The sequence below is a fragment of the Mesorhizobium sp. M0848 genome (genome assembly GCF_040319805.1).
Classification (GTDB): Bacteria; Pseudomonadota; Alphaproteobacteria; order Rhizobiales; family Rhizobiaceae; genus Mesorhizobium.
On the sequence record NZ_JAMYOM010000016.1, the window covers coordinates 148,655 to 166,129 of the forward strand.

Sequence of the window (17,475 nt, forward strand, 5' to 3'; positions counted from 1 at the left end):
TTTTGCCTTGTGAAGCGGATCGTACTGGACACAAACGTTCTGACGGCAGGTTTGCGAAGCAGGAATGGTGCATCGTTCGCTATCTTGCAACTGGTTGCGGACCGGCGGGTTTGCCCATTGGTGACGACAGCGCTGTTTCTTGAATACGAAACCGTTCTGTCCCGACCCGAGCAAATGGCGATTCACGGGTTGTCCACTACGGATTTAGATGGACTGTTGGCCGGCTTTGCGGCCTTGGCCGAGCCGGTCGAACTGCACTTTCTCTGGCGTCCGCAATTGAGCGATCCGAAGGATGAGATGGTGCTGGAAGCGGCGATCAACGGTCGGGCGGATGCGTTGGTGACTCACAATCGCCGGGATTTTGTGGCTGGGGCAGGCCGTTTCGATGTCCAAGTCGTAAGCCCGGCTGAGTTCCTGGAAGGATTTCGAACATGAGCAAAGCGACTTATCCGTTGAAACTCCCGCTTTCGGTCAAGGAGGCGGCCATGCGCTTGGCAAAGGCCGATGGCGTGTCGCTCAATCAGTGGATCGCTTCGGCCGTGGCGCAGAAAGTTGGGGCAATGGAAACAGCGGCCGAGTTCCTGCGTCGTCGGACAGGCGATGCGTCCGCTGACGATTTTGGAAAGCTGCTTGAGCGGGTTGCTGCCGGACCTCCGCAACCTGGCGATGAGCTTCCGCCTGATCGACATTGATCAGCGACATTTCTTTCGCCAATTCTTGGCAGTCAGCCGGTAGAACACATGTCGCTTGAGCGCGGGATGGCTGTCGGGAATGCCGGGGTGGTCGAAGTCGGCGGACGGATCGGCGGTCATGGCGAGGCGTTGCATGACGGCGTGGAGCGGTGGTTGTCATAGACCGCGAAAGACACGATCTCGCCAAGGCCGAGGGTTTCGAAGTCGTGGGCCAGCCAGGCTTCCGAGGCTTCAGTGACATAGCCTTTGCCCCAGAATTCAGGCGCCAGCCGCCAGCCGATCTCGACGGTGCCGGCCGGCAGGAACGGCATATGCTCGGTTCCGGTGATGCCGACAAAGCCGATGCATTCACCGGTGGCGATGATCTCGGCGGCGGCAAAGCCATAGCCGTCGCGGTCGGTCACGCCTCGCAACTCGTCCATCTTGGCATCCGCCTGGGCGCGGTCGCGGCGGAACGGAAAGAACTCCATCACCTGTTCGTCGGAGTTGATGCGGTGGAACAGGTCGCGGTCGCGATCTTCCCAGTTGCGCAGGATCAGGCGCTCGGTACGCATTGGTTTCATTGCACAAACTCCTGCTGCCTGTAGCCTTGCACATAAAGCAGCGCGGTCAGGTCGCCATGATCGATGCGGACCTTGGCCTGTGCCGCCACCGTCGGCTTGGCGTGGAGCGCGACACCGGTACCGGCCAGGCGGATCATGTCGAGATCATTGGCGCCGTCGCCGACGGCGATGGCGTCGGCGGGCGTCAGGCCGAGGCGCGCTGAAATTTCGATCAGCGCGTCCGCCTTGGCGGCGCGGCCGAGGATCGGCTCGCCGACAAGGCCGGTGAAGCGGCCATCCTGTTCGAGCAGGCGATTGGCACGGTTCTCCTGGAAGCCGAGCATGGCGGCGATGCGCGTCGTGAACACCTCGAACCCGCCAGACACGAGTGCCGTCCAGGCGCCGTTGGCGCGCATGGTCCGGACCAGAACACGGCCGCCCGCGGCCAGCGTCAGGCGATTGGCGACGATGCGATCAACCACGGCGGCGTCGAGGCCCTTGAGCAACGCCACCCGTTCACGCAAAGCCGGTTCGAAGGCGATCTCACCATTCATGGATCGCGCGGTAATCGTGGCAACCCGATCCTTGACGCCAATCTCATCGGCCAGCTCGTCGATGCATTCCTGGTCGATCATGGTCGAATCCATGTCGGCGATCAGGATTTTCTTGCGGCGGGTTTCTGCCTCTTGGACGATCACGTCGACCGCCTCGCTGGCGAGTGCCGTGCGCAAGACGGCGCTCGTGACGGCGTCGTCGGCTGCCTCAGGCAGGACGAGATCGCAGGCAATACCTTCGGCCAGCCAGACAACAGCGCTTGCGCCGACCGACCGTGAGGCCATATTCGCAAGCGACAGCGACAAAGCGCGCTCAGTGGGACGGGAAACAAGCGTGGCGATGAGCGGCATGAAACATTCCGGCGGGCAGGCGGGCGAGGGCCGCGTGAAGAACGCGATCCTGATAGCCGGGCCGACCGCCAGCGGCAAGTCGGCGCTTGCGCTCGATCTGGCCGAGCGCAAGGGTGGTGTGATCGTCAACACCGATTCCATGCAGGGCTATTCGGTGCTCGACGTGCTGACCGCCCGGCCTGAGGCGGCCGACCTCGCCCGCGCACCGCATTATCTTTATGGCCATGTCCAACCGGCCACCGCCTATTCCACCGGCGCCTGGCTGCGCGACGTGAGGAAGTTGATCGACGACGGCACATTCTTCGAACGGGCAGTGATTTTCGTCGGCGGTACCGGGCTCTACTTCCGCGCGCTGGCCGAGGGCATTTCGGAAATGCCCGACATTCCGCAGCGGGTCCGCGACCGCTGGCGCTATGAGTTGAAGGAGCAGGGCGCCGTCAAGCTGCACAGCTTGCTGCTGCGCGAGGATTCGGCGGCCGCCATGATGCTCAAGCCAACCGACAGCCAGCGCATCGTGCGCGCATTGGAGGTTCTCGATGCGTCTGGCCGTTCGATCCTGGAATGGCAGGCGGAACGCGGCCAGCCGCTCATCGACAGGGAAAGCGCGCGTTTCCTGGTGATCGATCCGGATCGGGCGGCGTTGGTCGCTCGCATCGACAAACGCTTCGACCAGATGCTGGACAAGGGCGCGCTGGACGAGGTCAAGCGGCTTGCAGCACTTGGTCTCGATCCCGAATTGCCGGCGATGAAAGCGATCGGCGTTCGCGAACTGCAGGCAGCGATGGCCGGAGAGATTGGCTTTCCCGAGGCAATCGAACGCGCCAAGATCGCGACCAGGCAATATTCCAAGCGGCAAACCACCTGGTTCAGGCATCAATTGGGGCCGGAATGGCTGAGGTTGCGCCCCGGTGATGATCTGGAAACCACGATCTCAGCGCTTGCTTCCGATGCAACCTGAAAAGTTTACCTGCAAGGAAAGGTTCCCGTTGTGGTTGTCCAAATTAACCCTCCGTAAGCCCGCCCATGCCATAAGATCAGTGGGCACTTTTCCAACGGGGAGCAGATGCGTTTCCACAAGGCGGAATCAGCATTTTTCGTCTTTATATTCGTGATCCTGGCCGCCGGCCTGGTGACGCTGCATGCTTACGGACTTCTGCAGTCCTTCGCCGACGAGTTGCATACGGCTTCGGGTCTGGACAAGGTCATCTATCTCAACAAGCTCTTGTTCGCGACCGGCGTGCTCCTGGCCACCGCGCTGTTCTTCGGCATTTTCTTCATCTATCCGCTGATCCGCAAACAGGCGACGGAGGAAGGCAAGCTGCGCGCCATGACGGTCTCGCTCAGCGCGCGCTCGGAAACACTTGAGCATGCGGCGCTGACCGACGGCCTGACCGGCATGCAGAACCGGCGCTATTTCGATGATGCGCTGAAGGAGTATCTCGAGGAGTTCCGGCGCATCGAAAAGCCCGTCGGTCTGATGATCCTCGATCTCGACCATTTCAAGCAGGTCAACGACACCCACGGCCATGACGTCGGCGACGAAGTGCTCAAGGCCGTCGCGAACTGTCTCAAGGACATGACGCGCTACCACGATGTGGTAGCGCGATTGGGCGGCGAGGAGTTCGCCGTGGTCACGCCCAATATGGACGCCGAGCTTCTGGGCAAGTTTGCCGAGCGCATCCGCAAGGCGATCGCCAACATGTCGGTGCTGTCAGGCAATGTCCGCCTCAAGATCACCACCAGCGTCGGGCTCGCCGTCTGGGACCGCAAGGAAACAGCGGAAGAGTTCTATCGCCGCGCCGACCGCCAGCTTTACGAAGCGAAGAGGCAAGGCCGCAACCGCGTCTGCGCCTAAATCCCGAAGAAGAATTCATGAGGCCGGTCGCCTGACGCGGTTTTCTCGACTTCCGGTGCTCACGGACTAAATGTCCGCTCCGCTCCGGCTTCTCGAAAGCCACGTCATTCAACTCGGCCTGATGAATTCCCTTTCGGGATTTACCCAGGCTTTTCGAACGAAGCAGAGCCAATCGAAGTTTGGTGCGGATTCTCGGGATTATCGGCAGATGGACTTGTCGCAAACTCAATCGTTTTGCGGGCGCAGGCCGAAGGTTGCGGGCTTTAGGCCGTAGCGCATGTCGAAATCGTCGTCCGATGGCGCGCGTGCGGCGGGTGGCTTGCGGTAGTCGGGATCGCCGGCCTGGCGGCCTGAATCGACGACCTCGGCGAAGGCCATCGCCTGCTGCGTTGATTTCGGCACGTTGCGCAGTCGTTCCACGATCGCCACCAGATCGACATCGTCGCCGGCTTTCGACGAGGCGGCTTCTTCGCGCTTGGCGGTGCCAGGAAGCAGGTGGCTCGGCAGTTTTTCGAACTTCAGCCGCATGGTCGTCGCTACGCCTTCGCCAAAGGCGATGGCTTCGCGCTGGCCCATGGAGGACAGGAAGGCAAGCGTCGAGGCGGAAGAATCGGCAATCGCCGAGCGGATGATCGCCTGGTCCTGCTCATTGGCAAGCCGCATGGCGAAAAAAGTCGAGCATTGCGACAGGATGGTCGGGTCGAGCTCGCCAGGGCGCTGGGTGACGACGCCGAGATAGCAGCCATATTTGCGGCCTTCCTTGGCGATGCGCGACAGCGCGTGCCTTGTCGGCGCGAAGCCGAGGCGCGGGTCGGCCGGCATATAGCGGTGCGCTTCTTCGCACAAAAACAGAAGCTGCAGCTTGCCCTCGCTCCACAGAGCGAGGTCGAAGGCCAGGCGCGCCAGCACCGAGCAGACCGAATTGACCACTTCCGACGGCATGCCGGCCATTTCGAAGCAGGTTACCGGGCGGCCATGATGCGGCACGCGGAAGATGTTGCCGATCGTCTCGTGGATGGTGTCCTCGATCAGGCGCGAGTTGAACATGAAGCGATAACGTGGATCGGCCGCCGCCGATTCGATGCGCGTCTTCAGCGATTTGAGCGTCGGGCGATCGGTCTTGCTTTCGAGCATGCCCATGCGCTCATCGATCTGCTTGAGCAGGTCGGCGATGCGGTAAGGCACCGGCGTATCGGCGGTCAGCGCATCGCTGCCGCGCCTGATATAGGAGCCCGAATTCGGGTTGCGGTAGAGATTCTTGGCGGCCGGAATGAGGTCGCGCAAGGCGTCGATTTCTTCCGGCTCGGTCTCGCGGCCCCGGAACAGCACCTCGGCGAATTCCTCCAGCGTGAACATCCAGAACGGAAGATCCAGGGTTTTGGAATCGACCCTGACGCAGTATTCGGGCAGCGATGCAGCGAACTCGTTGTGCGGGTCGAGGATCAGGATGCGCAGATCCGGCCGTGCCGCGATCGACTTGCGTAGCAGCAGCGAGACGGCGGTGGATTTGCCGACGCCGGTGGTGCCGACAATGGCGAAGTGACGCGCCAGCGTATCGTCGATGGCGATGTTGGCGGCGATCGTCTCGTCCTGCGCGAGCGTGCCGATCGTGATCGAATGACGCCCCGCGAGGTCATAGACCGCCTGCAGGTCGCGGGTGCGGATGCGATGCGCAACGGCGCCGATATGCGGATAGGTGGTGATGCCGCGGTCGAAGACCGGTTTGGCGCCGGGCTCTGCTCCGTCACGGACTTCGCCGATCAGCTCGATGCTGACCTCGATGGCGTTCTGGCCCTCATTGCTCCACGCGCGGTCCGACTTGCCGATTGCGTAGACCAGGCCGACGGTTCGCGTCGATCCGAGATTGATGGAAATCATCTTGCCGACCGTCCACAGGCCGGTCACCGCGCCGTCGGCGTCGTTCGCGTAGGCGCTGATGGTGGCGCGCGCGCCATCGCATTGCACGACATTGCCGAGGATGCGCTTGTCGTTCTGCTCTGCGTCGCGGCGCTCCTGCGATGTCGGTTCTCCAACGGAGGCTTCGCGTTCGACATACATGGACAGGCCAATCCCCATTTCCCCTGGAGCATCGATGCTACCCGAATGGGGTTAAGGCCCGATGAGGTCGGATGGTGTAGAGAGCATTAAGGGGCTCGTGGAAATTGTAGCAAGGCGGCTCTTCTCCGGCGTCTATTTTTCGCTATAATAGACATATGGATGATATAGCGAACGACATTTCCTCGACGATCGGCCGCAGGATACACGCCGAAAGGATGGTGCGCGACTGGTCCCTGGCCGAACTCGCGGAGCGTTCCGGCGTCTCGAAGGCGATGCTCAGCACGATCGAGCGGGGCAAGACCAGCCCGACGGCGGCGCTTCTGGTGCGCATCGCGTCGGCCTTCGGCATGACGCTGTCGACCTTGATCGCGCGCGCGGAATTGCAGGGCGGCGGGCTGTTGCGCGAAGCCGACCAGCCGGTGTGGCGCGATCCCGACACCGGCTATGTCAGGCGGCATCTTTCGCCGGCTGGCGATATGCCGCTGGAACTGATCAAGGTGCATCTGCCGGCGGGCGCCAAGGTCAGTTTTCCGGCCGCTTCATACGCCTTCATCAAGCAGCAGATATGGCTGATCTCCGGGCGGCTCGAATTCATCGAAGGTGAGACAGTGCACAAGCTTGTATCAGGCGACTGCCTGGCGCTTGGGGCGCCGTCGGACTGCACCTTCCATGCCCTGGAGCCCGGCGCCGACTATCTCGTCGCGCTGGTCAGGGGCTGACACAATGGCAAGAAGACCAAAGCGCTCCCATAATGGGGGGCCGCCTCTCGATGAGTACAACGGCCCGCCATGGGGCAAGGGCGATCCCTACATCTTTCTTGCCTGGCAGGCAGCGTACGCCAAGGCGTGGAAGGCGCCGAGCCACGAGGTGATGCTGCTGCGCATGGACAGAGCCGAGCGGCTTGGCCTGACCTATGAGGAGTACACGCTCGAGATCCTCGAGCGCGGGCGGCATCTCGGGCACGAAGACGCCGACCGCATCAGCGCCATCAAGGCGGCGCGTAAGCGACGCCGCGCGCGCCATCTGGAGTGACAGCAATGCGCCCGCTTCTATCGCAATCACAGGATATCCTGCACATGAACTCGATCGAGATCGCAACCCTGAACCCGGCTGCCGAGACGCAGGACATGCTGGCCGAATTGCTGGTCGCAACGGTGGCGGCCGGCGGTTCGGTCAGCTTCATGCATCCGTTGGCGCCGCAGGCGGCAAGGGCGTTCTGGGAAAAATCGCTGGCCGCGGCGGCAAGGGGCGAAAGATCGGTGCTTGGCGCCTGGGATGGCAAAAACCTGGTCGGCACCGTGACCTTGCTGCTCGATTGTCCGCCCAACCAGCCGCACCGGGCCGAGATCGCCAAGCTGATGACATCAGTCGATTACCGGGGCAGGGGTGTGGGAACGCGCCTGATGCGGGCCGCCGAGAGCCTTGCCATCGAGAGGGGCCGCACGCTGCTGGTTCTGGACACGGCGACCGAGGAGGGCGCCTCAGGCCTCTATGAGCGGCTGGGCTTCACGCTGGCCGGTGAGATACCGGACTATGCCCTGAAGCCGCATGGCGGGCTGACCGGCACGCTGATTTACTGGAAGCGGATCGGGCCAATCTCGTAACCGGTCATGCCGGCGCGGAGAGGCGTGACAGCAGCCACTGGCGAAAATCCTGTTCGGCACCGGTCAGGCGTGCTGTCGACGCCTTGGTCAGGAAATGCCCCGATGTGCTGGAAAGTTCATAGTCGGAAAGCCTGACCAGCGTCTTGCTGTCGAGCGCCGCATCGACCAGCGGCCGCGAGCCCAAAAGCACGCCGGCGCCGGCGCTCGCCGCCTCCATGGCGGTGACGAAACTGTCGAAGCGGTGCGATCGTCTGGGATGGCCAGCCAGTCCAGCGGCGGCGAACCATTCCGCCCACATTTCGCGCGCGCCGGCGACCAGAAGCAGCGGCAGGGAGGTCCAGTCGGGGTTGCCGGCGAGCACTGGCGCCGCCACCGGCACGAGCCGCTCTGCGGTCAGCCTGTCGGCTTCACGGCCGGGAAAGGATCTGTTGCCAAAACGGATGTCGAGCACCGAGCCCGGCAGGTCGTAGTCAGCAGGGCGATGGATCGTCACCAGATCGAGCTGGATGCGCGGCAGCGCCTTCGCCAGATCGGGCAGCGCCGGGGCGAGCATCAGCAAGGCAAAGGAGATTGGCGCGCGGATCGAGACGGTCTGGATGGCGCGCGGCTCGAACAGTTCCGCGGTGCTGTTGCCGATGGTGGCGAAGGCCGACTGGATGTGGGGCAGGTAAGCCGCACCCTCTGGCGACAGCGCGACGCCGCGCGCCAGCCGCGAAAACAGGCGCGTCTTCAGCCATTCCTCGAGAAGCCGGATGTGCTGGCTGACGGCGGCCTGGGTAAGGCCGAGCTCGGCTGCCGCCGCGGTGAAATTCGACAGCCGCGCCGCCGCCTCGAAACTGCGCAGCCAGTCCAGAGGCGGCACCGGTGTATTTGTACGAGCCATTAGTATTCTGCGGTCATTGGCTAAAAAATGATAATTTGAGTTATGTCTGTCGCGCGATCAACATGCAATCGAAACCCTGCGGATCAGGCTGCGGGGGACGCAATGGACAGGAACGGATCTCCATGCTCACCCAGGCGCGGATCGGCGACGAAGGCAGAACAATCGACCTTGGCTGGCAGGACGGGTCGCGCAGCCGTTTTCACGCCATGTGGCTGCGCGACAATGCGCTGGACGACAAGACGCGCAGCGCCGGCAATGGTCAACGGCTCATCACCATTCTCGACATTCCCGCCGACACCAGGATCGGCGCCGCGTCGATCAAAGGCGGCGCCCTGGAAGTCAGCTTCGTGCCCGAGCAGAAGACGGTCAGCTTTCCCGCGGCATGGCTGAGCGCCAATGCCTATGATCGTGACGCAGGCCGCCAGCCCGGCTGGACAGGCGAGGCCACCGTGCGATGGACCAAGGCCTCGATGCAGAATTCGGTGCCGCGCGCCGGCTATGTTGCGGCCAGCCGCGATCGCGCTGTGCTGGGGCAATGGCTGTCGGCGGTGAAAACCTGTGGCTTCGCGGTGATGGACGATCTGCCGACCGAATCCGGGGCACTGTGCAAAGTGTCCGATCTTTTCGGCTACATCAGGGAAACCAATTACGGGCGCTGGTTCGAAGTGCGCGCCGAGGTCAATCCGAACAATCTCGCCTACACGAATCTCGGCCTCCAGGCGCACACCGACAATCCCTATCGCGACCCTGTGCCGACGCTGCAGATCCTGTCCTGCATCGAGAATACGGTTGAGGGCGGCGAGTCCAGTGTCGTCGATGGGTTTGCAGTCGCGGCTGCGCTGCAGGCTGAGAACCCGGAAGGCTTCCGGCTGCTGAGCTCATGCCCGGCGCGCTTCGAGTATGCCGGCTCTTCCGGCGTGCGGCTGCAGGCGAAGCGGCCGATGATCGAGCTCGGGCCCGATGGCGAGCTGATTTGCATCCGCTTCAACAACCGCTCGCTGGCGCCGACGGTCGACGTGCCGTTCAGCGATATGGAAGCGTACTACGCCGCCTATCGCCGGTTTGCGGAACTGATCGAGGATCCATCCTTCGAGGTGACGTTCAAGCTCGAAGCGGGGCAAGCGTTCATCGTCGACAACACCCGCGTCATGCATGCCCGCAAGGCGTTTTCCGGTACCGGTAAGCGCTGGCTGCAGGGTTGCTACGCAGACAAGGACGGTCTGCTGTCGACGCTCGCGGCAATCGAGCACGGGTTCAAGGAGGCCGCGGAATGAGCGGCCAGGATTTGAACGCGGACACCATCGTCGAGTTCATCGCCGACATCTTCGAGCGCCGGGGCGCCGAATCCTATCTCGGCGAACCCGTCACCATGTCGGAGCACATGCTGCAGGGTGCCTGGTTCGCTGAAAAGGACGGCGCGCCGGACGAACTGGTGGCGGCGGCGCTGCTGCACGACATCGGCCATTACACCAGCGAGTTCGGCACCTATTCGCCCGAGGATGTCGAGGACAAGCATCATGACGAGGCCGGCGGCGAGGTGCTGGCGCCGTTCTTTCCACCTGTCATCGTCGAATGCGTCAGGCTGCATGTCGCCGCCAAGCGCTATCTCTGCGCCACCGACCCGACCTATTTCGGCAGGCTTTCGCAGGCCTCGGTGCACACGCTGTCGCTGCAGGGCGGGCCGATGAATGCCGAGGAGGTCGCCGAGTTCCGCAAGAACCCCTTCCATGAGGAAGCGGTCCGGGTCCGCATCTGGGACGAGAGCGGCAAGATCGCCAACATGAAGACACGGACATTTCGCGATTACGTGCCGCTGCTGCAGCGGGTGGTGACGCAGTTCGCGGCGGGCAAGCCGGCGTAAATTCCCCAGGGAAGGAGGCAGGGTGCAAGCCGTGCCTCCTTTCTTCCGGCTTCACCGGAATGGCGCTCGCCTACCCCTTGTGGTGCACCTGCTGCAGGCCGTAGACCGGCGTCGCGATGCCTTCATGCCGCGCCTTCAATTGCAGCGACAGGAACTGCGAATAGTGGCGTGACTGGTGCAGATTGCCGCCGTGGAACCATAGCGCCTCCTGTTGCGTCGGCTTCCACATGTTGCGCAACTCGCCTTCCCACGGGCCGGGGTCCTTGGTGGTGTTCGAGCCGAGGCCCCAGCATTTGCCAACGTTGTCGGCGGTTTCACGGGATATCAGATCGGCGGCCCAGCCGTTCATCGAGCCGTAGCCGGTGGCGTAGACGATGAGGTCCGCAGGCAATTCCGACCCGTCGCTGAGCAGAACCGAGTGCTGCTTGATCTCTTCGACGTCGACGCCGCTCTTCAGCTTGATCGAACCATTGATGATCAGCTGCGAGGCGCCAACATCGATGTAATAGCCGGAGCCGCGCCTGAGGTACTTCATGAACAGGCCGGATTCGTCGTCGCCCCAGTCGAGCATGAAACCGGCCTTCTCCAGCCCCTTGTAGAATGTCGCGTCGCGTTTCTTCATTTCGGCATAGGCCGGGATCTGGAACTCGTGCAGGATTTTGTAGGGCAGCGAAGCGAAGATGAGATCGGCCTTGGCGGTGGTGATGCCATTCTGCAGCGCCTGCTCCGAATAGAGCGAACCCAGTCCGATTTCCATCAACGTGTCGGACCTGGAGATATGGGTACTCGAGCGCTGCACCATGGTGACGTCCGCGCCGGCTTCCCAAAGTGCCGCTGCGATGTCATGGGCGGAATTGTTGGATCCGATGACAACGGCCTTTTTGCCGGCATAGGCGTCGGGACCCGGATGCTTCGACGAGTGGTGCTGGTCGCCCTTGAAGGTCTCCATGCCCTTGAATTTCGGCAGATTGGCCTTGCCGGACTGTCCGGTTGCCAGCACCAACTGCTTGGGCTTCAGCGTGATGTCCTTGCCGTCGCGGTGGACGACAACGGTCCATTCCTTTTTCTTGTCGTCATAGGAAGCGCTTTTGGCCTCGGTCGAGGACCAGTAATTCAGCTCCATCACCTTGGTATACATTTCCAGCCAGTCGCCGATCTTGTCCTTGGGCGAGAAAACCGGCCAGTTCTTCGGGAAATCGATATAGGGCAGATGGTCGTACCAGACCGGGTCATGCAGGCAGAGCGACTTGTAGCGCTTGCGCCAGCTGTCGCCGGCCCGCTCGTTCTTCTCGATGATGATGGTCGGCACGCCAAGCTGCCGCAGCCGCGCGCCGAGCGCGATACCGCCCTGGCCACCACCGATGATCACCGTATAGGGCTGCGTCTTGAAGCCGAGCTCGGCGGTTTCCCTCTCGCGTTCTTCTTTCCATGTCGGACGGTTCTTGCCCGAGCCGTGCCTGGCGCCCATCGGCCGCGCAAAGCCTGCCGGCTCCTCGTGGCCTTTCAGTTCGGCCATGGTGGTCAGCAGCGTCCAGATCTTGCCGTCCTTCAGCCTGACATGGCCGAAGCCGCGTGCCACCTCCGTCTCGAAGCTGATCCAGCCTTCGATCAACCCGTCGCTCTCCGTCGCGTCCTCGCCCTTGGCGATGGCGAAGTGTGACGGCCTGGTCTTCGACAATTGGCTTTTCAGCATGTCGCGGACCTGGTCGCGGCCTTCCATGGTCTTGATGTTCCAGGTGAAGGTGACGAGGTCGCGCCAGTAGCAATCCTCTTGAAAGCAATCGACCGCTTTCTCGATGTCATTGGCGGCAAGCGCGGCGCCGAATCGATCGAGCAGGTCGGACAGTTTCTTGCTAGGGGCCGTGTTCTTGCTAGAGGGCTTGTCGAGCATCAGGTTTCCTCCCGTGAAATCCAGATCGTCATGGTGGTGGCTCCGCCGGGCTCGCCGCCGGACGATCAAGTATCGTCAGAGATGGCGGCCCTCGTCACGCCCCACCATAGTTTCCAGCGATTTCAATGGTCTATCCTATAAGTGAGATCGCCGGACAGTTTCGGAATCGCTCGGGCGCCGGAAACGAACGTCCCATTTGTGAATGCCGCGCCGGTCGCGCAAAATTGATGGTCAAATGCCGCAATGCGGTCACCGAGGCCGATGACAACCGATCGGTGAGAAGCCGGGAAGCGGTGGCGGGCAACAGGACGGTTCCCGGGATTTTCTGGATGCGGAACTCTGGAGCCCGTTATGATCATCATACCTTTTATCCAAGCGTCTTCATGTCGCTCCCTTGGCCGGCGTGGACGCGCAGCGGCAATGGCCGCGGTCATGGCCTTGAGCGCGACCCTGACCGGCCCGCTGGTGCTGCCCGGAACGCAGGCGCATGCGGCGGAAATTGCCGTTACCGTCCGCGAAAGGCTTTCGAACTATGGCGGATGGCGAACCTCCAGCCGCTTCGGCGATGTCTGGGTTCCCTCGGTCCGTACCGAATGGCGGCCCTACACCGAAGGCAGGTGGGTCTGGACCGACGATGGCTGGTACTGGCAGTCCACCGAGCCATTCGGCGATGTCGTCTATCACTATGGCCGCTGGGCCTACGATCCCGATTTCGGCTGGGTGTGGATCGCCGGCGATCAATGGGCGCCAGCCTGGGTGGTGTGGCGCCAGGGCGGCAATGACGTCGGTTGGGCTCCAGCGCCGCCCAACGTCGGTGTCGCCTTCGACGACGCCTGGTGGTGTTTCGTGCCTGTGGCGGCGATCGGCGCGGTCGATCTGGTCAGGGTGGTGCGGCCGGTGCAGGAAAACGTCGTCCTCATGCGCAACACGACGATCATCAACCAGACGGTCCTGGTCAACAATGCGCCGCACGTGCGGCTTGGCAATCAGGTGGTTGCAATCAATGCCGGACCCCGGCTGCAGCAACTCCCGAAGCCCGTCATCGAGTCGATCAAGGCGGCAAAATTGGTTCCTCCGCGCAAAGGCGTGTTTGCCAGTGCACGGCTCGATGCTTCCAGGGGCGCCGAGATCAAGAGACTTGCCGGCAATACAAAGGGGAACGGGCAAATCGTGGCGGGCTCCAAGACTGCGATCGGCGGCAAGGCCATTTCCCCCGGCGCGGTGGCTGCCAGCAATCCGGCCGTCGTGAAGCCTGGCGACTCCGTGCGCAAGCGGATGGTCGCCGGCAACGGCGCGAAGGCCGATGCGCTCAAGCTGCATGTCGACAGGACCGCGGGCGACGGACGCATCGTTGTCAAATCGTCGCCCAAACCGGTTTCGCCCAAGCCGGTTTCGGGGCAGCGTCTTGCACTCGGTGGCGGGCAACAAAAGCCGCATCAGCAGGCGCTGGCAATGCACATGCCCCAGCACCATGGCCCGGCAAGGGTGGCACCCCACCATCCGCCAGCGAAGATGCAGGCCAGGAAGGCGTCCAAATGCGATCCACGCGTTTCCCGCTGCAAAGCGCCGGGCTGACCACCTCGATCGTGCCGGCACGCTGTGCGCGCCGGCGCGATTTTTCCCGTTGACAGGCTGCCTTGCCCGCCCTTAGTGTCCGCCACCATGAAAACGGCACTCATTCTCGTAGGAAAGCGCGTGGGCAAGGCGGTGTAACCGCCGGGCGAAAACCCCCCATGCGCAAGACACAGGCTCCCTCGGGGGCCTTTTTTATTGCCTGAAACACGACTAAACGACCAGCAAACGCCCAATGGCGACAGTACGGGACCAGACCGATGAGCAACGGACAGAACGAGCGGCGCGAGATGACAGGTGCCGAAATGGTGGTGCAGGCGCTGAAGGACAATGGCGTCAAGCATGTCTTCGGCTATCCCGGCGGCGCTGTCCTTCCGATATATGACGAGATCTTCCAGCAGGACGATGTCGAGCACATACTGGTGCGCCACGAGCAGGGCGCCGGCCATGCGGCCGAAGGCTATGCGCGCTCCACCGGCAAGGCCGGCGTGATGCTGGTGACCTCCGGCCCCGGCGCCACCAATGCGGTGACGCCGCTGCAGGACGCCTTGATGGATTCGATCCCGCTGGTCTGCCTGACGGGGCAGGTGCCGACCTCGCTGATCGGCTCCGACGCTTTTCAGGAATGCGACACGGTCGGCATTACCCGCCCCTGCACCAAGCACAACTGGCTGGTGAAGGACGTCAACGAACTCGCCGCGACCATCCACGAGGCCTTCCATGTCGCGACCACCGGCCGTCCGGGTCCGGTCGTCGTCGACATCCCGAAGGACGTGCAGTTCGCCAGGGGATTCTACGTCCCGCCGCAGATCGCGCCGCGCACCAGCTACCAGCCCAAGGTCCAGGGCGACCTGGAGAAGATCAAGGCGGCGGTCGAGCTGATGGCCGGCGCCAAGAAGCCGATCATCTACAGCGGCGGCGGCGTCATCAATTCCGGCCCGGAAGCGAGCCATCTGCTGCGCGAACTGGTCGATCTCACCGGTTTCCCGATCACCTCGACGCTGATGGGCCTCGGCGCCTATCCGGCATCGGGCAAGAACTGGATGGGCATGCTCGGCATGCACGGCACCTATGAAGCCAACATGGCCATGCATGACTGCGACGTGATGATCTGCATCGGCGCGCGCTTCGACGACCGCATCACCGGGCGGCTGACCGCGTTCTCGCCGAACTCGAAGAAGATCCACATCGACATCGATCCGTCGTCGATCAACAAGAACGTCCACACCGAGGTGCCGATCATCGGCGATGTCGGCCGGGTGCTGGAGGATATGGTGCGGCTGTGGCGTGCGAGCGCCAAGGCCGACAAGAAGGCGCTCTACCCCTGGTGGGAGCAGATCGCCAAATGGCGTGCGCGCGACTCGCTCGCCTACAAGATGAACAACGACGTGATCATGCCGCAATACGCCATCGAGCGGCTCTACGAACTGACCAAGGGTCTGGACACCTACATCACCACCGAGGTCGGCCAGCACCAGATGTGGGCGGCGCAGCACTATCATTTCGAGAAGCCGAACCGCTGGATGACGTCGGGAGGGCTGGGCACGATGGGTTACGGCCTGCCGGCGGCACTCGGCGTGCAGATCGCGCATCCAGGCGCGCTGGTCATCGACATTGCCGGCGACGCCTCCGTGCAGATGACGATGCAGGAGATGAGCGCGGCCGTGCAGCACGACGCGCCGATCAAGATCTTTATCTTGAACAACCAGTATATGGGGATGGTGCGGCAGTGGCAGCAGTTGCTGCACGGCAACCGGCTGTCGCATTCCTACACCGAGGCGATGCCGGACTTCGTCAAGCTGGCCGAGGCCTATGGCGGCCACGGAATTCGCTGCGAGAAGCCGGACGAGCTGGACGACGCGATCAAGGAGATGATCTCGGTCAGGAAGCCGGTGCTGTTCGACTGCCGCGTGGCGACGCTCGCCAACTGCTTCCCGATGATTCCGTCGGGCAAGGCGCACAATGAGATGCTCTTGCCCGACGAGGCGACCGACGAGGCGGTGGCCAATGCCATCGACGCCAAGGGCAGGGAACTGGTGTAGCCGGCAGAACCAAGGCAGGGCTGTCGCAAGAAAGCCCTGCGCAAACAGAGAATTAGCTCAAGAGCTTGAAAAACGAGATTCATGTCATGAACGCACAGCTACAACCGACCGGCTCCGCCTATTTCATCGCCAAGGAGACGGAAAAGCCGGAAAACCACACGCTTTCCGTGCTGGTCGACAACGAGCCGGGCGTGCTTGCCAGGGTCATCGGCCTGTTTTCCGGGCGTGGCTACAACATCGAGAGCCTGACCGTCTCCGAGACCGAGCATGAAAAACACCTGTCGCGCATCACCATCGTGACGCGCGGCACGCCGCATGTGCTGGAGCAGATCAAGCACCAGCTCGAGCGCATCGTGCCGGTTCACCGCGTCGTCGACCTGACCGTGCGTTCGCATGTATCCGGCCAGGAGCGGCCGCTGGAGCGCGAACTGGCGCTGGTCAAAGTCGCGGGCACCGGCGAGGCCCGCGTTGAGGCGTTGCGGCTGGCCGATGCGTTCCGCGCCAGCGTCATCGACGCCAACACCGAGCATTTCATCTTCGAGATCACCGGCAAAGGCTCCAAGATCGACCAGTTCATCGCCATCATGAAACCGCTCGGCCTGGTCGAAATCTGCCGCACCGGCGTGGCAGCGTTGAACCGCGGCCCGCAGGCGATGTAGGACTTCGGCGGGGCTGGCGTCGAACGCGTCAGCCAGTTTCCATGGTGAGGCCGTCCGTAGCCTTTGCGGGGTCGCCGAGAAGAGACAAGATGCTGACTTGTCAGGGAAGATATCCATGTCGCTCGACGCATTCCTTGCCCTGCTTGTCTACGCCTTCGTGACGTCGATCACGCCGGGGCCAAACAATCTCATGCTTTTGGCATCGGGCGTGAATTTCGGCCTCGTCAGAACCGTTCCGCACATGCTGGGCATCAGCATGGGTTTCCTCGTGCTGCTGCTTGCCGTCGGTCTTGGCCTCGGCGCTGTGTTGACGGCGTTTCCGGCGCTGCATACGGCGCTCAAGATCGCTGGCGGCGCCTATCTTTTGTACCTCGCCTGGAAGATCGCCATGTCGCGCACGCTGACCGGCAAAGGCGAGACGAAAGCGCGGCCCATGCGCTTCATCGAGGCAGCCGCATTCCAGTGGGTCAATCCCAAGGCGTGGGTGATGGCGATCACCGCCATGGCCGTCTATGCCAATGCCGAGCACCCGTTCCTGTCGGTGGTGTTGATCGCCGTGGCTTTCACCATCGTCAATTTGCCGAGCGTCTCGGTGTGGGCCGGGTTCGGCACCGCACTGCGCGGTTTCCTGTCGGACCCGGTGCGGCTGAAATGGTTCAACATCGTCATGGGCGTGCTGCTGGCGGCGACGCTTTGGCCGATGCTCAGGTAGGCCGTGGGGCGCACCATCTGATCGTAGGGGCACCCGGACGCTCGGCGGACCGCCCCCGGATCGGGAGCCGCCCCGTGTTGCACATCCATTGTGCAGTGCACATTAAATCTTCGTAATGCCGCCTTTTGGCCCTTTTCCGACAAAGGCGTGTCCTATCTATTCGGCGAAATCGCGGCAACGGGCCGCGTTGGAATAGAAC

At 62.7% G+C, this 17,475-nt stretch carries 18 protein-coding genes and 1 pseudogene; 13 read left to right on the forward strand and 6 right to left on the reverse strand.

Going from position 1 to position 17,475, the window contains the following annotated elements; all coding sequences use genetic code 11:
- The first annotated feature begins 9 nt into the window (after positions 1–9).
- On the forward strand, positions 10–435 hold the full coding sequence (locus NKH95_RS19680; protein ID WP_023813070.1) for a putative toxin-antitoxin system toxin component, PIN family: 426 nt from the start codon (positions 10–12) through the stop codon (positions 433–435).
- Positions 432–692, forward strand: coding sequence for a hypothetical protein (locus NKH95_RS19685; RefSeq protein ID WP_023813069.1), 261 nt, complete (start codon positions 432–434; stop codon positions 690–692). The genes NKH95_RS19680 and NKH95_RS19685 overlap by 4 nt, the downstream gene beginning before the upstream one ends.
- On the opposite strand, the pseudogene NKH95_RS19690 reads toward NKH95_RS19685, so the two are convergent.
- Together NKH95_RS19690 and serB are read right to left on the reverse strand one after the other, a co-directional pair.
- A pseudogene (locus tag NKH95_RS19690) lies at positions 693–1,255 on the reverse strand (GNAT family N-acetyltransferase).
- Positions 1,252–2,139, reverse strand: coding sequence for a phosphoserine phosphatase SerB (gene serB / locus NKH95_RS19695; RefSeq protein ID WP_352892613.1), 888 nt, complete (start codon positions 2,137–2,139; stop codon positions 1,252–1,254). The pseudogene NKH95_RS19690 and the gene serB overlap by 4 nt, the downstream one beginning before the upstream one ends.
- Here serB and miaA point away from each other — a divergent pair.
- Complete coding sequence (gene miaA, locus NKH95_RS19700; protein WP_352799590.1) at positions 2,129–3,097, forward strand: tRNA (adenosine(37)-N6)-dimethylallyltransferase MiaA; 969 nt, start codon at positions 2,129–2,131, stop codon at positions 3,095–3,097. The two genes, serB and miaA, sit on opposite strands and share 11 nt — an antisense overlap.
- Positions 3,098–3,202: 105 nt before the next feature.
- Positions 3,203–3,994: a GGDEF domain-containing protein gene (locus tag NKH95_RS19705; protein ID WP_128305783.1), complete on the forward strand. Its 792-nt coding sequence runs from the start codon at positions 3,203–3,205 to the stop codon at positions 3,992–3,994.
- 225 nt (positions 3,995–4,219) lie between these two features.
- On the opposite strand, the gene NKH95_RS19710 is transcribed toward NKH95_RS19705, so the two are convergent.
- Entirely contained in the window at positions 4,220–6,052 is a 1,833-nt protein-coding gene (locus tag NKH95_RS19710; RefSeq protein ID WP_023813065.1) for an ATP-binding protein, read from the reverse strand.
- Between the two features lie 155 nt (positions 6,053–6,207).
- Between NKH95_RS19710 and NKH95_RS19715 the strand changes: the two genes are divergently transcribed.
- Genes NKH95_RS19715 through NKH95_RS19725 form a run of 3 tightly spaced genes read left to right on the forward strand, consistent with a single transcriptional unit; the run spans position 6,208 to position 7,656 of the window.
- Positions 6,208–6,771: a helix-turn-helix domain-containing protein gene (locus tag NKH95_RS19715; RefSeq protein WP_352892615.1), complete on the forward strand. Its 564-nt coding sequence runs from the start codon at positions 6,208–6,210 to the stop codon at positions 6,769–6,771.
- Between the two features lie 4 nt (positions 6,772–6,775).
- Entirely contained in the window at positions 6,776–7,084 is a 309-nt protein-coding gene (locus tag NKH95_RS19720) for a hypothetical protein (protein ID WP_023813063.1), read from the forward strand.
- 44 nt (positions 7,085–7,128) lie between these two features.
- Positions 7,129–7,656: a GNAT family N-acetyltransferase gene (locus NKH95_RS19725; RefSeq protein WP_023813062.1), complete on the forward strand. Its 528-nt coding sequence runs from the start codon at positions 7,129–7,131 to the stop codon at positions 7,654–7,656.
- Positions 7,657–7,660: 4 nt separating this feature from the next.
- On the opposite strand, the gene NKH95_RS19730 is transcribed toward NKH95_RS19725, so the two are convergent.
- The gene (locus tag NKH95_RS19730; RefSeq protein ID WP_352776207.1) at positions 7,661–8,539 is read right to left on the reverse strand and encodes a LysR family transcriptional regulator; all 879 of its coding nucleotides are present in this window, start codon (positions 8,537–8,539) and stop codon (positions 7,661–7,663) included.
- A 122-nt stretch (positions 8,540–8,661) separates the two neighbouring features.
- On the opposite strand from NKH95_RS19730, the gene tmpA reads away from it, so the two are divergent.
- Both tmpA and tmpB read left to right on the forward strand, forming a co-directional pair.
- The gene (gene tmpA, locus NKH95_RS19735; RefSeq protein WP_023813060.1) at positions 8,662–9,813 is read left to right on the forward strand and encodes a 2-trimethylaminoethylphosphonate dioxygenase; all 1,152 of its coding nucleotides are present in this window, start codon (positions 8,662–8,664) and stop codon (positions 9,811–9,813) included.
- Positions 9,810–10,400: a (R)-1-hydroxy-2-trimethylaminoethylphosphonate oxygenase gene (gene tmpB, locus NKH95_RS19740; protein WP_128305786.1), complete on the forward strand. Its 591-nt coding sequence runs from the start codon at positions 9,810–9,812 to the stop codon at positions 10,398–10,400. Before tmpA ends, tmpB begins: the two co-directional genes overlap by 4 nt.
- Before the next feature lie 70 nt (positions 10,401–10,470).
- On the opposite strand, the gene NKH95_RS19745 is transcribed toward tmpB, so the two are convergent.
- Both NKH95_RS19745 and NKH95_RS19750 read right to left on the reverse strand, forming a co-directional pair.
- Positions 10,471–12,291, reverse strand: a complete 1,821-nt coding sequence (locus NKH95_RS19745; protein WP_128305787.1) for an NAD(P)/FAD-dependent oxidoreductase — start codon at positions 12,289–12,291, stop codon at positions 10,471–10,473.
- 122 nt (positions 12,292–12,413) lie between these two features.
- Complete coding sequence (locus NKH95_RS19750) at positions 12,414–12,653, reverse strand: hypothetical protein (RefSeq protein ID WP_352794671.1); 240 nt, start codon at positions 12,651–12,653, stop codon at positions 12,414–12,416.
- 58 nt (positions 12,654–12,711) lie between these two features.
- On the opposite strand from NKH95_RS19750, the gene NKH95_RS19755 reads away from it, so the two are divergent.
- The 4 genes from NKH95_RS19755 to NKH95_RS19770 all read left to right on the forward strand — a co-directional run bounded on the left by NKH95_RS19755 (position 12,712) and on the right by NKH95_RS19770 (position 17,276).
- Entirely contained in the window at positions 12,712–13,866 is a 1,155-nt protein-coding gene (locus NKH95_RS19755; RefSeq protein WP_352551884.1) for a DUF6600 domain-containing protein, read from the forward strand.
- A 257-nt stretch (positions 13,867–14,123) separates the two neighbouring features.
- Entirely contained in the window at positions 14,124–15,905 is a 1,782-nt protein-coding gene (locus NKH95_RS19760; protein ID WP_081734942.1) for an acetolactate synthase 3 large subunit, read from the forward strand.
- An 86-nt stretch (positions 15,906–15,991) separates the two neighbouring features.
- Positions 15,992–16,564 (forward strand): acetolactate synthase small subunit, encoded by a 573-nt coding sequence (gene ilvN, locus NKH95_RS19765; protein ID WP_352892620.1) that lies wholly within the window; start codon positions 15,992–15,994, stop codon positions 16,562–16,564.
- A gap of 115 nt (positions 16,565–16,679) precedes the next feature.
- Positions 16,680–17,276 carry a LysE family translocator gene (locus tag NKH95_RS19770; RefSeq protein ID WP_023813056.1) on the forward strand — a complete coding sequence of 199 codons (597 nt, stop codon included), beginning with the start codon at positions 16,680–16,682 and terminating at the stop codon, positions 17,274–17,276.
- The last annotated feature ends 199 nt before the right edge of the window (positions 17,277–17,475 follow it).